The 14,731-nt window shown below is 70.4% G+C and carries 12 protein-coding genes; 5 read left to right on the forward strand and 7 right to left on the reverse strand.

All coding sequences use genetic code 11. The annotated features are described in order from the left end of the window. Positions 1-25 precede the first annotated feature (25 nt). The 5 genes from PLC66_RS02665 (at position 26) to PLC66_RS02685 (ending at position 5,706) form a co-directional block, all read left to right on the forward strand. Positions 26-997: an ankyrin repeat domain-containing protein gene (locus tag PLC66_RS02665; RefSeq protein WP_324537649.1), complete on the forward strand. Its 972-nt coding sequence runs from the start codon at positions 26-28 to the stop codon at positions 995-997. 63 nt (positions 998-1,060) lie between these two features. Further along, on the forward strand, positions 1,061-3,499 hold the full coding sequence (locus PLC66_RS02670; protein WP_324537651.1) for a hypothetical protein: 2,439 nt from the start codon (positions 1,061-1,063) through the stop codon (positions 3,497-3,499). Positions 3,500-3,571: 72 nt separating this feature from the next. Then, entirely contained in the window at positions 3,572-4,750 is a 1,179-nt protein-coding gene (locus PLC66_RS02675; RefSeq protein WP_324537653.1) for a hypothetical protein, read from the forward strand. A gap of 205 nt (positions 4,751-4,955) precedes the next feature. Beyond that, positions 4,956-5,162, forward strand: coding sequence for a cold-shock protein (locus tag PLC66_RS02680; RefSeq protein ID WP_068637622.1), 207 nt, complete (start codon positions 4,956-4,958; stop codon positions 5,160-5,162). Positions 5,163-5,343: 181 nt separating this feature from the next. Beyond that, positions 5,344-5,706: a hypothetical protein gene (locus PLC66_RS02685; protein ID WP_324537657.1), complete on the forward strand. Its 363-nt coding sequence runs from the start codon at positions 5,344-5,346 to the stop codon at positions 5,704-5,706. Here the strand turns inward: PLC66_RS02685 and PLC66_RS02690 are convergent. The 7 genes from PLC66_RS02690 to PLC66_RS02720 all read right to left on the reverse strand — a co-directional run bounded on the left by PLC66_RS02690 (position 5,682) and on the right by PLC66_RS02720 (position 14,468). After that, positions 5,682-7,253, reverse strand: coding sequence for an ATP-binding protein (locus PLC66_RS02690; protein WP_324537659.1), 1,572 nt, complete (start codon positions 7,251-7,253; stop codon positions 5,682-5,684). The genes PLC66_RS02685 and PLC66_RS02690 overlap by 25 nt on opposite strands. Continuing rightward, positions 7,253-7,912 carry a response regulator gene (locus PLC66_RS02695; protein ID WP_324537661.1) on the reverse strand — a complete coding sequence of 220 codons (660 nt, stop codon included), beginning with the start codon at positions 7,910-7,912 and terminating at the stop codon, positions 7,253-7,255. The genes PLC66_RS02690 and PLC66_RS02695 overlap by 1 nt, the downstream gene beginning before the upstream one ends. A 133-nt stretch (positions 7,913-8,045) precedes the next feature. After that, complete coding sequence (locus PLC66_RS02700) at positions 8,046-8,852, reverse strand: SDR family oxidoreductase (protein ID WP_324537663.1); 807 nt, start codon at positions 8,850-8,852, stop codon at positions 8,046-8,048. 11 nt (positions 8,853-8,863) lie between these two features. Next, the gene (locus PLC66_RS02705) at positions 8,864-9,517 is read right to left on the reverse strand and encodes an iron-containing redox enzyme family protein (protein ID WP_324537666.1); all 654 of its coding nucleotides are present in this window, start codon (positions 9,515-9,517) and stop codon (positions 8,864-8,866) included. Next, entirely contained in the window at positions 9,514-11,115 is a 1,602-nt protein-coding gene (locus PLC66_RS02710) for an AMP-binding protein (protein WP_324537668.1), read from the reverse strand. Before PLC66_RS02710 ends, PLC66_RS02705 begins: the two co-directional genes overlap by 4 nt. Then, the gene (locus PLC66_RS02715) at positions 11,099-11,791 is read right to left on the reverse strand and encodes a thermostable hemolysin (protein ID WP_324537670.1); all 693 of its coding nucleotides are present in this window, start codon (positions 11,789-11,791) and stop codon (positions 11,099-11,101) included. Before PLC66_RS02715 ends, PLC66_RS02710 begins: the two co-directional genes overlap by 17 nt. A gap of 133 nt (positions 11,792-11,924) precedes the next feature. Next, complete coding sequence (locus PLC66_RS02720; RefSeq protein WP_324537672.1) at positions 11,925-14,468, reverse strand: alkaline phosphatase family protein; 2,544 nt, start codon at positions 14,466-14,468, stop codon at positions 11,925-11,927. Positions 14,469-14,731 lie beyond the last annotated feature (263 nt).

A 14,731-nucleotide genomic window follows, 5' to 3' on the forward strand; every position in this document is an offset into this window, starting at 1 on the left:
AGGCAAGGCCTCCAGCCGCGCAAAGATGACCGATACCCCGCCACCCCTGGCCTTCCTGCTGTCCTCCGAGTTCCGCGACAAGTTCCCGCACAAGCTCGTCGCGCAATATCCGCATGTGGCGCTGCGGCTCGACGAGCTGTGGAACGACGGCACGGCGCTAGCCGACTATTTCACCGAACTCCTGGTCTCCAGCCGCCCGGGGCGCAGCGGTTTCCCGCCCGACGTCGGCGCCGAGATCCTGAGCCTGAGCCTCGCCTACGACAGGATCGGGGCGATCAAGCCGCAGTCCGCCAATCCGACCGTGGCCAAGCCGTTCAGCGGCACGCTGTGGGAGTACGAGCGCGCCATCGCCGAACTCGACCGGCTGGGCATCGCGCGCACCGTGGCCGCCTTCGTGCGCGCTGCCGAGGCCGGTGACGAGCATGTCTGCATGCTCTTCATCAGTGCCGGCTTCAGCGTCGACATGCGCGACCCGCGCCAATGGACCCCGCTGATGATCGCCTGCTTCAACGGCAGGGAGACGCTCGCACTCGAGCTCATCCGCCTCGGCGCCAGCGTCAACGCGGAGGATGCCGACGGCTACACGCCCCTGCACTGGGCCGCATTCAACGGCTACCAGGACGTCGTCAAGCTGCTGCTGCGCAAGGGCGCCTCGGCCAACCTGACCAGCCACGCCGGCATCACGCCCATGCTGCAGGCTGCGGCCCGAGGGCACCTGAACGTGGTCGCGCAACTGCTCGCGAACAGGGGCAACCCCAACCTCATCGCCAAGGACGGCTCCAGCCCGCTGCTGAAGGCGGTCGCCAACGGCCACTACAATGTCGTGCGGCTGCTGCTCGAGGCGGGCGCATCCACCGACGTGCGCATGGCGAATGGCACGACGCTGATTCAGATTGCCGAGCAGGCAAGGGATCCACGCATCGGCGAGGCCATCGCCGAGGCCGTCCGTGCGCCACGGCTTTCCGGCTTCTCGGCATACGGCCACGAGACCCCCTGAACCGCTGACCCCCGTGACCAAGCCGGGATGCGGGCATCCCTGCGATCTCTGGAGCCTCACCGCATGACATCGCGCTTCCCCGCCTGGTCCGATCGCTTTCCCCCCACGCGGGTGCTGGTGCCGCTCGCCGAGGACCGCGCGTTCACCACGCTCACGCCCGGCATCGTGCGCGGCCTGTTCGTCGTGCTCGACGAGGTGCTGGCGCTGCTTGCACAGCGCGTGGCCCCGGATGCAGCGCTCGCGATCCACGCCGATGTGCTGCGCATCCAGGCGCCGGCCCGCCTCACGCTCGGCGCCCTAGACATCCACGCACGCCGCATTGAGGTCGCCGCGGGCGCGAGCCTGTCGCTGGTGGCGCCCACGCAGGATGAACCGCTGGACTGCCGGCTCGCCCTGCAGGCCGAGGAACTGGCCTTCGAGACCGCGGACGGCGGCTTGCGCGTCGACTTTCTCGGCGTCACGCAGGTGTTCACTGCCGCGGACGCCCCGTGCCGGATCAACCTGCAGGCCGGGGTGGAAGCGGTGGACGGCGCCACCGAAGGCGCGCAGACAGAGCGCATCGACGGCCGCGTGTCACTCGACCTCGTCCCCGGCGATGCGCTGCAGGCCGAACTGGCCCTGCTGACCGCCCGCAGCCTGCAGTTCCAGCGCGGCCGCCACGCACACGGGGCACGCGAACTCGCGCTGCAGATGGCGCGCTGGGTCAATCGCTGCCAGGCGCGCGTCGGCGGCGACGTGCGCCTCGCCGCTACGAGCGCGGTGCTGATCAACCGGCTGCGCGATGCCCAGCCGCAGTTACACTTCGTGCCGGCGCTGCGCGGCACGGAGTACTACGAACTGGCGCAGGACACCGCCGCCGCGCTGGCCGCGGTGGAGGCCCGCTGCGAGCGCTTCTTCGACCGTGATGCCCACATCGGCGAACGCAGGCAGGACGCCACCGACATGCTGGCGCGCTACGAGAACGACCGCGTGCGCTCGCAGAAGCTGCTAGAACAGGCGCGCAAGGAGATGGACAAGGCGCTCGCGGGCCAGGAGGCGAGCGCCAGGGCCCTCGAGAAGCAGCGCGCCGAGCTGGCGGCGGCGCAGGCGCGCTTCGAGGAAGGACGCAAGAAGAAGGAGGCCGAGATCAAGCGCGAGGCGATCGCCGGCATCGTCCTCGCGGTAGTCGCCATCGGCGTCGGCGTGGCCGCGGCGTGTACCGGCAATCCGGCCGGCGCCGCAGCGGCGGCCGGCGCGGTCGAGGGCGCCGGCAAGGCGGCGCAGGCGGCCGGGCGGCTCGCCCGGCTGGTCGCGCGCATCGCCAAGGCGATCGAGGCGGTCGACAAGTTGATCGGCGCGCTCAAGGCGATCAAGTCGGTGTACGACTTCGTCGACCGCCAGGCTGAGCTGGGGCCGCGCATCGAGCAGATGCAGACCCTGCCCGACAAGGCGGCACCGGCCGATGCCCTGACCGCAGCCGACTGGGACGCCTTCTGCATCGACATGCGGACGCTCTTCGAGGACCCGATCGAGCTCGGCATCGATGGCGCACGGGAATACCTCGCCACCCTGGAAAAGCTCGCCGTCCGCGGCAAGGATGCGATCGACACCGGCCTGCACTACGCCCACTGTGCACTGATTCACCATCAGAGCGAATGGGAGCTCGAGCGCGACCAGGCCGATATCGACGTGGTGCGCAGCCGCGTCGCGCAGCTCGATGCCAGCCGCGGGCCGGACTTCCGCCTGATGCTGTTCTACGAGCGCCAGCACGCGCAGCTCAAGTTGCAGTTGATCCAGGCGATCGACGACCTGGGTGCGGCCTTGCGCTACTACGCGCTGCGCGAACCCGAGCTGGCGCCGTCCATCACCGACAGCGCCGCCGACCTGCAGGCCTTGCTGGCGCGCGCACGCGCGCAACTGGTGGACGCGCGCGCCCGCTTCCCCGCCCCGCCCTCGGCCTGGCAGCCGCTCGCCTACCGCATCTGGGCGCACGACGCCGTTGCCCGACTGCGCACCGAAGGGCGCCTGAGCTGGACCATCTCGCCGGCCAATTTCCGCGGCAGCGACCGCATTCGCATCAATGACATCCGGGTGTGGCTGGTCGCACCCGAGCTGGGCCAGCATGAGGTGACGATCGCCATCGGCAGTTCGGGGGTCTATCACGACCGCCTCGAGGGCGAGCAGTTCGAGTTCGTGACCGAGCCCCTGCGCCGCAGCTTCGCTTACCTGCACGACCCGCACGGCGAGGCGCACGATCACAAGGGCACGGCCGTGCGCATCACCCGCGCCGCCAACGATGCCGAGAACGCCTACTTCGAGCCCACGCCCTTCACCACCTGGGAGATCTCGCTGCCCAAGGGCTACAACCACGGCGTGCCGCTCGACAAGCTCAGCGAGATCGGACTGGAGTTTCGCGGCAGCCACATCGGCAACCTGACGGTGCGCGCCGCACCGAGTCGCGGCGAGCAAGCGGAGCCGGCCGAAGCGCCGGCGCAAGCGCGCTTCGAGATCACCCTGCTTTGAGCGAATCCGCCTTCGGCGCATCCCCCATTCAGCGAATCCCCCTTCAGCGACTCCCCCTCCGAGGACCGCAGCATGAGCGACCGCCCCGCGCCCCTGCGCATCACCGTCCCCAGCCTGCTGCTCGACGGCGCGACCGCCGGCGACAGCTTCCTGCATGCGCACCGCGAGCTCGTCATCCACGCCGACGTGGTGCAGATCCGTCACCACTATCGCCTGCCGGGCGCGCACCTGCGCATCTTCGCCCGCCGCATCGAGGCCGACGGGGCAACGCTGGACTTGTCGGGCGAGCCCCCGTCCGCGCACTTCGTCGTCGACCAGGTCGAGCCCGCGCTCGCCGGTACGCCCGCTGCACCTGACGGCAGGGCGGGCAGCGCCGGCGGCCGCGGCGGGGACGGCGGCCGCCTGTGGCTGTTCGCCGGCGAGATTGCAGGCACGCTCGCCGTCATCGCCAAGGGTGCGGACGGCGGCAATGGCCAGCGCGGTGGCGACGGCGTCAAACCCGCCACGCCGCCTGCCGCGCGCGACGGAAAATTCACCGCCCACGAACCGCCGTCGGGCGAGTTCGGCGCCAAGGTCGTTCGGGCCAAGGGCGCGCGCTGGTACTGGGAGCAGGCCTATGGCGAAACCGGCGCCAACGCCCGCCCCGGCGGCAATGCCGGCGCAGCGGGCGCGGGCGGCGACGGCGGCGATGGCGGGCAGGTCTGCATCCGCCATCTCGCCCCCCTTGCCCAGGCACCGGCCACCGCCGTGCAGGGCGGCGCAGCCGGCCTGGCGGGCGTCGACGCACAGCCCGGGCCGGCGGGCGAGCCCGGGCAAGGTGGTCGGCACCGCCTGTTCCAGTACCACTGGGTCATGTGGTGGGGCAGCCGCTGGGAAAAGTACGCCGACGACAGCGACAGCAACGTGCGCGACATCGTCGCCAAGTTCGGCATTCCTGCGCGAGCGCAATCCGGCGCCCCGAGCACGCCCGGCGCGCCGGCGGCGCCCCCTGCCCCGGCCCGCCCCGGCGTGCCGGGCGCGGTCGATGTCCGGATGGCGACCGCCGCGGAGCTCGCCGCCGAATGCGACACCCGCTACCTCGAGCTGCTGTGCGACAGCGCGGCCGCGGACGCCGCGCGCGGGCAGGACGAGCGCGCCCTGGCCCGCTACCAATGGGTCGAGGCCCTCACCCGCGACAGCACCGACGAGGCCAGCGCCCGGCTGCTCGCCCGTGCGCGTGCAGGCATCAACGCGCTGACGCAGGCCGCCTGAAGCGGCGGCGCGGTGGGTGCGGTAGAAGAAATACCTATCCTTATTGGCGCGTTTCGCTCATACTGCGCCGCAGCGATCTTCAAGTCGTGTAGTTTGTTTGTCGGTTTAGTATCCGATCAGTCGGTTTTAATCCTCAAGTCATACCTCGCCGTCTTGAAACTCGCCCCATCCAGGGGGCTTTCCCCATTCTCAGGAGATTCAAGACATGGCAACAGGTACCGTCAAGTGGTTCAACGATTCCAAGGGCTTTGGCTTCATTACACCGGAAGCCGGTGGTGATGACCTTTTCGCCCACTTCTCCGCCATCCAGGGCCAGGGTTTCAAGACCCTCGCGGAAGGCCAGCGCGTCAGCTTCGACGTGACCACCGGCCCCAAGGGTCTGCAGGCGTCGAACATCCGCGCTGCTGACTAAAGCTCGTGCTGCGGCCCTGCGCTTTGCGCGCAGGCCGGCTTCACCGATCGACACAAGGCCCGACCCAAGTCGGGCCTTGTGTTTTTTGGGGCCGCGGCAAACACGCCGTGACGAAACGCACGCTGCTCGAAGCGGCGGGGTTCTTCCCGCCCGAGCCCCCCATCCAGCAAGGAAGACCCCCATGCCCCAGCTCATTCAACGCACTGAACTCAAGTCCTTCTACTACACGCCGGTCCATTGCCCATTCTGCGGCGAGCGCGTGATGGGTGCAGACCCGGTGGACGAGACCCGCATCACGGCCTGCCCGCACACGCTGTTCATCGCCCACGACACGGCGTTCGAATACCGCTCGACGCGTCTTGACGCGAACCTGCAGCTCGAAGGGCTTTCGGAACGGGAAGTCGAGGCCAGGTGGCGTGCGGACAAGCAGGGCATCGACGGCTTCACCGACAAGGTCCGCCTGGCCGATGCGATCAAGGTCGCCGCCTATGCACCCGCGCCATCCGCGTACGGCTCCTACTACGGCTTTGCGCCGACCGAATAAGGCGCGCCGCGGCTGTCCGCGCGCGTGCGTGGCAGCCCTACCCACACCTCCAGCCCGCCCAGGGGGCTGTCGCCAAGCCTGATCGTGCCGTTATGCAGTTCGACGATGCGGGCCACGATCGACAGGCCCAGCCCTGCGCCCGCGCCGTCGCCGGCGCGGAAGAAGCGCTCGAAGACCTTGTCGCGCAGCGCCGCCGGCACGCCGGGGCCGCTGTCCTGCACCCTCAGCACCACCGCTTCGGCGCCGGCCTCGAGCAACACCCGGATCCGCCCTGCAGGCGGCGTGTTGTGCACCGCGTTGCTCACCAGGTTCTGCAGCAGGATGCCCAGCGCAGGCCCATCGGCGACGAGGCGAAAGTCCCCGCCCCGCTCGGCCCCCTCGTCGCGGGCGGGCGCGCCCTCCTTGGTTCTCCCCTCGCCTTGCCCGGCCGTACCCGCGCCCCCGACCTCGAGCGCCAGCTCCTGGTCGTGCTCGAGCGCGAGCGGGGTGAGCTCGGCCAGCTCCTGGCGCGCCAGCGCCAGCAGGTCGATCTGCGCCATGTGCCTGTTGCCGACGTCGGGCTCCAGACGGGCCAGCGTCAGCAACTGCGCCACCACCCGGGTGGCACGGTCGATGCCGCCCTCGAGCTGGCGCAGGGCGGCATTGCGGTCGGCCGGGTCGGGCGCCTGCAGCGCGTTCTGGGCGTGGATGCGCAGCACCGCGAGCGGGGTGCGCAGCTCGTGCGCGGCGTAGGCGAGAAAGCGCCGTTCGCGCTCGAGGAGCTCGGTCACCTGCAGCAGCAGGCGGTCGAGCGAGGCCACCACCGGCTCGAGCTCCTGCGGCACGTCGTCGACCTCGAGCGGCGCCAGGCGCTCGGGGTCGCGCTCCTTCAGGCGCTGCACCACGCGCTGCAGCGGCTGCAGCCCCCAGCCGATCGCCAGCCACACCAGCAAGGCCACCAGCGGCAGGCCGACCAGATCGGGCAGCAGGCTGCGCAAGGTGATCCGCCCGACCAGCTCGCCGCGCACGTCCTGGCGCTCGCCGACCACGATCCACTGGCGGTCGCGCGCATCGCGCAGCACGAACAGCCGCCACTCGCCATCGGCCATGTTCACCGTGTGATAGCCGGCGAGGACCGGATCGAGTCCGGCCCGGGCTACGCGCGAAGGCGCGGCGGCGTTGTCGGGGTGCCCAGCCATCAGGCGCTCGAGCGCCGCGACCGGCGCACTGGCCGAGCGCAGCAGGCTGTCGCCGCGATCATCCAGCACGACGAAGCCGAGCTTGCTCTCGTACTCATGACCTTGTGGCCGCGCCGCATCCCCCTCGCCCGCCGTCGCGGTGCCGACCACCGCCTCATCGAGCGCCTGCTGCAGGGCGAGGCGCGCAGCGGGCGCCATGGCGGCGGGGATCATGCCCGCCAGCAGCCGCGCCTGCTGGGCCAGCTCGGCGTCGAACAGCTCCTCGATCTCGTGGCGCGCGTCGCGATAGCTGAGGTAGGAGATCACGCTCAAGGCGACCGCGAGCAGGCCCAACACCAGCGCCAGCGTGCGGCTGCGGATCGAGCGCATCAGGCCTTGTCCACCAGATAGCCGACGCCGCGCACGGTGCGGATCAGCTCGGGGAACAGCTTCTTGCGCAGGTGGTGGATATGCACCTCGAGGGCGTTGCTCTCGGCCTCCTCGTCCCAGCCGTAGAGCACCTGCTGCAGGCGGTCGCGGGTAAGCACGCGGCCGGGCTGGGCGAGCAGCTCGTGCAGCAGCAGGAACTCCTTCCTCTGCAGCGCCACCGGCTGGCCGCGGTAGCTCACCTGCTGGGCGACCGGATCGAGGCTGACGTCGCGGTGATGAAGGGTCGGCTGGGCGCGATTGGCACTGCGACGCAGCAGCGCGCGGATACGGGCCTTGAGCTCGTCGACGTCGAAGGGCTTGATCAGGTAATCGTCGGCGCCGGCATCCAGCCCGGCGATGCGGTCGGCGGTGGCGTCGCGCGCGGTCAGCACCAGCACCGGGATCGGGTTGGCGGCGGCGCGCAGCCGGCGCAGCAGCTCGAGCCCGTCCATGCGCGGCAGGCCGAGGTCGAGGATCGCCAGGCCGAAGTCCTCGTGGGTGAGCGCGTGCAGCGCGCTGGCGCCGTCGCGCGCCCAGTCGATGGTGTAATGCTCGGGCTTGAGCGCAACGCGAATACCTTCGCCCAGCGCCTCGTCGTCCTCGACCAGCAGGATGCGCATCGGGGGTGTTCCTCCTCGGGGTGTATTTGACGCCTTCGGCGCGACGCGTGCCAGCCCCGCGAAGGACTCACACGCGCGGCGAGGCGTGCGTTTGCCGCCTGCACGCATCCGGCAGGTTACGCCTGCGGCAAATTCAGGTACGCACGCCCTCGCCCTGCGGCGCGGCGAAGCGCTTCACCGTGGGCAACTGCTTGCGCAGCGCGCGATCGACCACGCGCGGCAGCAGGCGGTTGAGCCGCACGAAGAGCTGCTCCGGCCAGCCCAGCGCGCGCTCGGAGGCCTCGTCGCGCAGCGCCTGCACGATCTGCGCCGCGACCTTCTGCGGCGAATCCATCGCCACGCCCAGCGCGGTGTTCATCGCCACCACGGCATCGGCGTTCATCGCGGTACGAGTGGCGCGCGGTGCCAGGTAGAGCACGCGGATGCCGGTGTCGGCCAGTTCGCGACGCAGCGCCTCGGCAAAGCCGCGCAGGCCGAACTTGCTCGCGCTGTAGGCGCTGAAACCGGGAAAGCCGATCGTGCCGAAGGTCGAGCCGACGAACATCAGCAGCGCGCGCCGCGGCTGGCGCAACAGCGGCAGCAGGCGGCGGGTGAGCTGCATCGGCACGAGCAGGTTCACCGTGAGCTGCTGCGCGAGGGCGGCGTCGTCCTGCTGCTCGAGCAGGCCGAAGCGATTGACCCCGGCCGCATGGATCACGCAATCGACCCCGCCCCAGGCCTGCGCCGCGGCAGCCACCGCGTCGAGCCCGGCCGCATCGGCGAGGTCTTCGGCGACGTGGCGCACCCGGCCCGGAAAGCGCGCCATGAGCGCCGCGAGCGGCGCAGGGTCGCGCCCCACCGCCAGCACCTCGGCGCCGGCCGCACACAGCTGCTCGACCAGCGCCTGGCCGATGCCGCCGCTGGCGCCGGTGAGCAACACCTTGCAGTTCGCAAGCTCCATCGTCCTCGCCCTCACTGCGCCAGCGGCAGGCTGCGGAACATGTCGCCGTACAGGCGATACACCACGCGCGCGGTGTGCACCACTGCCTCGCGGTCGGCGGCGTCATCGAGCCGGTTCATCAGCCCCTCGAAGAAGCGGATGTGCTCCTGGTCGAGGCTGCCGTGCGAGTTGAGGTAGCTGAAGGCCGCCGGCGGCAGGCCGAGGCTGCCGCGGATCGCGCTCGCGGCACGGGTGGCAAGCGCGATGCTGGTGCCTTCGAGCACATTGACCATGCCGAAGAAGCTCACCGGGTTGTGGCGGGCGATGCGGTCGTAGACGTAGGACACCATCAGCTCGGTCGGCAGCGCCGGCTGGCCGTGGCGCACCGCCTCGGGGTCGGCGCCGCAGGCGGCGAGGTCGTTGAGGATCCACTCCTGGTGGCCGAGCTCCTCCTCGATGTACTCGGCGATCGCGCTGCGCAGCCACTCGTGGCGCTCGGGCAGGCGGGCGCCGCAGGCCATCAGCAGCGGCACGGTGTGCTTGACGTGGTGGTAGGCCTCGGTGAGGAAGGCGACATAGGTATGGCGCGGCAGCGTGCCCGCCACCGCGTGGTGCAGCACCGGGGCGGCGAGCAGGTAGTCGCGTTCGGCGGCGGTACGGTCCTGCAGGGTGTGGAAGAAAGTCATGCGTCGATCTCGTTTGCAAGAGGAAGGAAGGGGCTAGGGTCGGCCGGGTCCGCCAGGTCAGCGGCAGCGGCGATGCGCGCCAGGTAGCGCTCGGCGAGCGCCGCGCGGCGCAGGCGGCCGTTGGCGGTGAGCAGGCCGTTGGCCGGGGTGAAGGGCGCGTCGGCGCGCAGCCAGCGCTGCACCCGGGCGTAGTCGGGCAGCACGGCGTTGGCCGCCGCGATCGCCGCGTCGATCTCGGCATCGGCGCAGTCGGCGCGGCGCGGCACGATCACCGCAACGTTGGCGGCGAGCGCCTCGCCATGCACCCAGGCCTGGGCGATCGGCGCCTGCTCGGCAAGCTCCGCCTCCACCCACTCCGGATTGACGTTGCGGCCGAAGGCGGTGACGAACTGGTGCTTCTTGCGCCCGTTCAGCACCAGAAAGCCGTCGTCGAAGTGGCCGAGATCGCCGGTCGGCAGCCACTCGCCGGCAGGCGCCGGCTCGCCGAGGTAGCCGAGCATGCGCGCGCCGCGCACCTCGACCTCGCCATCGGTCGCCAGGCGTACATCGGCATGCGCCAGCGGCCGCCCGACCGTGCCGATGCGCCGCGCGCCCGGCGTGTTCACGCACACCACCGAGGCGCATTCGGACAGGCCGTAGCCTTCGAAAGCCGGGATGCCGAGCGCCTCGGCGCGGCGCAACAGCCCGGGCGCGACGCGCGCGCCACCCACGGCGGCGAAGCGCAGGCTGGACGGACGTGCGGCACCCTGCTCCACCGCGGCGACCAGCGCGAGCAGCAGCTGCGGCAGCAGGATCAGGCTGTGCGGCTGGCATTCGTGCAGCGTCTGCATGAAGCGCGCGACATCGAAACCGCTGGCGCCGGCGAGGCCCAGCGCAGCCTGCGGCAAGACATCGACACAGGCGCCGGCCAGCAAGACCGCATACACCCCGCCGACGTTCTCGAGCAGCGTGGCCAGCGGCAGCACGCACAGGTGGCGCTCGACGCCGCAGGCGGTGCTGACCCCGGCCAGGCTGCGCGCCACCGCGAGCTGGGCAGAGGCGTCCAGGCACACGCCCTTGGGCTGGCCGGTGGTGCCGGAGGTGTAGGTGATCTTGACGGTGCTCGCCGGCAGCGCGGGTACCGAATGCGGGGTGCGGCGGAAAATACTCGCCCCCGCCGCACTGGCCGGGGCTTCGCGCGCGGTGGCCGCCGGGCCGGTCGCAACCGGCCCGGCTTCCGCCGAGCGATGCGTCGCCGTGCTGCCCGCCGCCACCGCCACAAAACCCTCGACGCGCGCCGCCACCGCGGGGTCGCCGATCAGCGTGTCGATGCCGGCGCTGTCGAGCACATGGGCCTGCTGCTGCGGCGAGAAGAAGCCGGGCACCGGCACGCACACCCGCCCGCTGGCGAGCAGCGCCAGATCCCAGACCACCCAGTCAGCGCCGTTGTCGAGCGCCAGCGCCACGCGCTGCGCACCGAGGGCATCGAGCGCGGCACGCCGGGCCTGGACCTCGGCCAGCACTCGCTGCCCGCTCCATTCGAGCGCCGCGTCGCGCAGCGCAGTCCGCTCGCCATAGGCCGCGAGCGCCGCCCACAGCGCCTCAGCTGCACAAGCCATGCATCGCCTCCTGCGCACCGAAATGGCGATAGGTGCCAGCCGTGGCCAGCGCGCGATCGGCGCCCGGCACTTCGGCCACCATCACCTGCGGGCGGTTGTCGTAATAGGTGCCCCACTCTGCGCGCCACTGCTCGTGATCGACGCCCAGGCGCAACGGATCGGCCGGCGCCAGGCCATGCAGCACGATGCCGAGGCGGCGAAAGCTGTTGATCAGCGCCGGCGTGCCGGTGAAGCCCGCCCAACGCACGCCCTCGGCCGCGAGCAGGCGTGTGAGCGCGACGATCAGCAGGCGCGACAGGCCGGCGCCGCGGGCGGCGAGGTTGCCGACCTCGACCACGTCGGCACGCTCCACCCGCTCGCCGCTTCGTGCAGCGATGGCGTCCTCGATGGATTCGTCCAGGTAACGCTCGAGGAACAGCGGCTGCACCGCTGCGCTGCGGCAGCCAACGGCGCCATGCAGGCTGCCGTCGTCGGCCTCGAGCCCGAACAGGCAGGGCATGAAGTGGCGCACGTCGGCCTGGTAGTGCGCGGCGAAGCGATCACGGATGAAGTCCTGCACCGCCGCCCGGCGGGCGGCGTCGGCAGGGACGAGGTGAAGGCTGCGCGGCACCGGCGACAGGGCGGCGTCGCGCGTCGAGGGGTGCGCTGCAGGGTGGTCGAGCCACGGCAGATCCATGCTGTTTCGATCCTGATGTGTGAAACCAGGATCGATGCTGCGGGGGCAGGCTTAAGCAAACCTTAAGCGCCGGCGGCAGACCCCCGAGCGGTGTCAGCAGTACCTGTGCCGGCGGCGCAGCGGCAAAGACCGCTCAGCGCGTACGCTGCAGCGTCCACAGGCAGTCGGCGCTGGCGGACGCCACCGTCGTCAGGTGGCCGTCGCGAGGGACGAGGAACTGGCCGGTCGCGGCATTGATGATGCGCACCTGGTCGCCGTCCTGCAGCGCCCCCGAACCGTGGGCGAGCGACAGGTGCCAGGTGGAGTTCGGCGGTGAGTAGTCCGCGTAGTAGTAGTACAGGTCGGTGCGCTCGCCCGAGTAGAGGTTGTCGCAGCGTCGGCCGCCGTAGGCGAGCGCCTCGTGCGCCGAGACGATCGCGACCGCTGCCCCGTCGGGCAGGGTGGCTGGCGCCCCGACGGCCAGGCCAGCGTTGTGCGGCAGCTTCATGCTCAACGCCACGGCCGCGCCCTTGCCGACGGTCGGCTTCCATTGCCCCCAGTCGGACTCGAACGCCGTGATCGAAGCGCCGCTGCGCACATGGCGCAGATGGAAGGCGTCGCCATACTGCAGCGCGCTGTCGTCGGCGCCGCGCTCCAGCACCGGTTCGACGGTCCACCACGCGCCCTGGGCGTCGGTGGACAGGTAGGTGTGGCCATACAGCACGCTGTAGTTGTAGTTGAGCCGGTTGCCGTCGTTGACCAGCCAGACCTTGTCGCCGAAGCGCAGCGGCCCGGTCCCCGCCTCCGCACGCACGAGCCCCCAGGTCTGCTTGCGGTCGTAGTCGCCCTCGAGATAGTCGTTGAAGTAGTAGCAGTCGCGCGAGTCCGCCCACTTGCCGAGCACGTTCCACGCGCCCAGCCCGTCCTCGGTGCAGATCAGCTTGACCTGGGTCGCCGCGCCGGGCGTGACCGCGCCCTCGTCCGGCCTGTTGGCGGCGTTCTGCAGGTACAGCGTCACCGGGCCCGAATAATCCAGGGTGGGAAAGTACTCGCTGGTCGTGGGGTCCACCGTGCCCGGCGGCCCGACGAAGTGTTCGCGAAAGCGCGACACATACTGGCCCAGCGGATTGCGCAGGCAGAAGCGGTCGTAATAGTGCACCGGGTCACCCGGCTTGCGACCGGCCTGCATGAAGCGGACCTCGCGCGCGTCGGTGCGCGGCGTGCTCCGCGACAGCACCGCCTCGAAGGTCGGTGCCGCCATGGTGCGCGCCTGGAACTCGGCGATGCGCTGCTCCCGTCCATACAGCCGCAGCACGCTGGCGATGATCGAGGTGTGGTCGTAGGCCGTGTCCGTCGGCGAGCGGAACACGGTGCCCTTCTCCACCCATGGCGACACCAGCAGGGTCGGCACCCGGCCGCCCAGGCGATCGAAGTTGAACCCGTCCTGGCACTTCACCGGCGCCGGCTTGCCTTGCCCCCAGGGCGGCACGGCGCGCGGCGGCGGGACGTGATCGAAGGCGCCGACCGGCTCGTCGAAGGTGACGATGAGCAGCGTCTTCTCCCACGCCTCCCGGTTGGCGATCAAGGCCTCATAGACGCGCTTGAGCAGGTTCTCGCCGGCATCGAGGTTGTCGGGCGGGTGGTAGTCGTTGCCCTGATGATAGAGGTAGGTCTTGAACGAGAACGCCGAGCTGCTGGTCGCCTGGTGCGCGATCGTCCACTCGGGCTCGATGTAGGTGAAGGCCGGCAACTGACCCTGGCGCGCCAGGGTGAAGAACGAGTCGATCTTGCCGAAATGGGCATCGGCATGGGGGATCTCCAGGATCTCGGGAAACAGCCGGTGGGTGTAGGACGAGGCCGCGGCGTCCGAGCTCAGCTCGCGCAGGTACCGCATGATCACGTCGACGCCCACCACGAGCAGGTTCGGCGGAAGCAGCATCAGGGCTGCCTGCACCAGGTTGGCCACGCTCTCGAAATTGCGTGGCAGGTAGCCGCTGTGGCGGAAGATCTTCCAGTCCAGCCCCTCGTCGTGCAGGGCATTGAACAGCGTGCGCGCTTCGAAGCGGTCGTCGCCGATGGCCTCGCCCGAGAGTTTCTCGAGCACGGATGCGGCCGGGTTGGGCTTTTCCAGGAAGCCGTTGTTCACCAGCCCCATCGAGGTGCCGCACAAGGCAAAGGCGCGGTTGGGATTGGTCTGCGACGGGACCGACGAGAACCACAGGTCGCACAGCGCGTAGTGCTCGGCCAGCCCATTCAGCACGGGCAACTGCGCCGGGGTGTAGGCCTGCATCACCTGCGTGGCGCAGCGCTTGATCTCGTCGTCAGTCTTGCCCTGCTTCTTGAGCACGTCGACATAGTCGCGGACATAGCCGCGCATCGTCGGCACGCTGTCTGCGGTGACCGCCGCGGTCTCGAAGAGCTGGGTGCTGACGTGGTCGAAGTCCTCGCCGGGATTGACGTTGGGCACGTTGAGGCCGGCTGCGCCGCGGATGGGCTCCGCCCGGATCGCGCCGCTCGCATCCGCATTCGCCCAGGCGCGCAGATCGAGTCCCTGCAGGCCGTGATAGGCGGGCTCGCCCTCCTGGAGCGGCGGCACATGCTCGGCCGGCGCGCCCTGCTCGTACAGCCAGCCGAGCAGGCTGTCGAAGGAGCGGTTCTCGAACATCAGCAGCACGACGTGTTCGATGTTCTTGTTCATTTCGATCTCCCGGGGTTGGGGCCCGGTCGGCGCCACTGAACGTCGGCCGTGGTCTTTCACCATAGGCAAGATCGACGCCCTGGCAAAGGCTTTCGCGGTCACTTGGCGGCCACCAAGATCTCGTCCCCCAGGAGTGGCGTAAGATCAGGTTCCTCTCAAAGACGCCGTACAAGCGGAGGCGCCTACCTCATGAACGCAATCACACGCATCGAAGCCCGCAGCGCCGACCTTGGCGAGGGCATGCTCGTGCGCCGCTTCCTGCC

Origin of the sequence: Thauera sp. (assembly GCF_035444905.1) — a bacterium.
In the GTDB taxonomy this organism is placed as follows: domain Bacteria; phylum Pseudomonadota; class Gammaproteobacteria; order Burkholderiales; family Rhodocyclaceae; genus Thauera.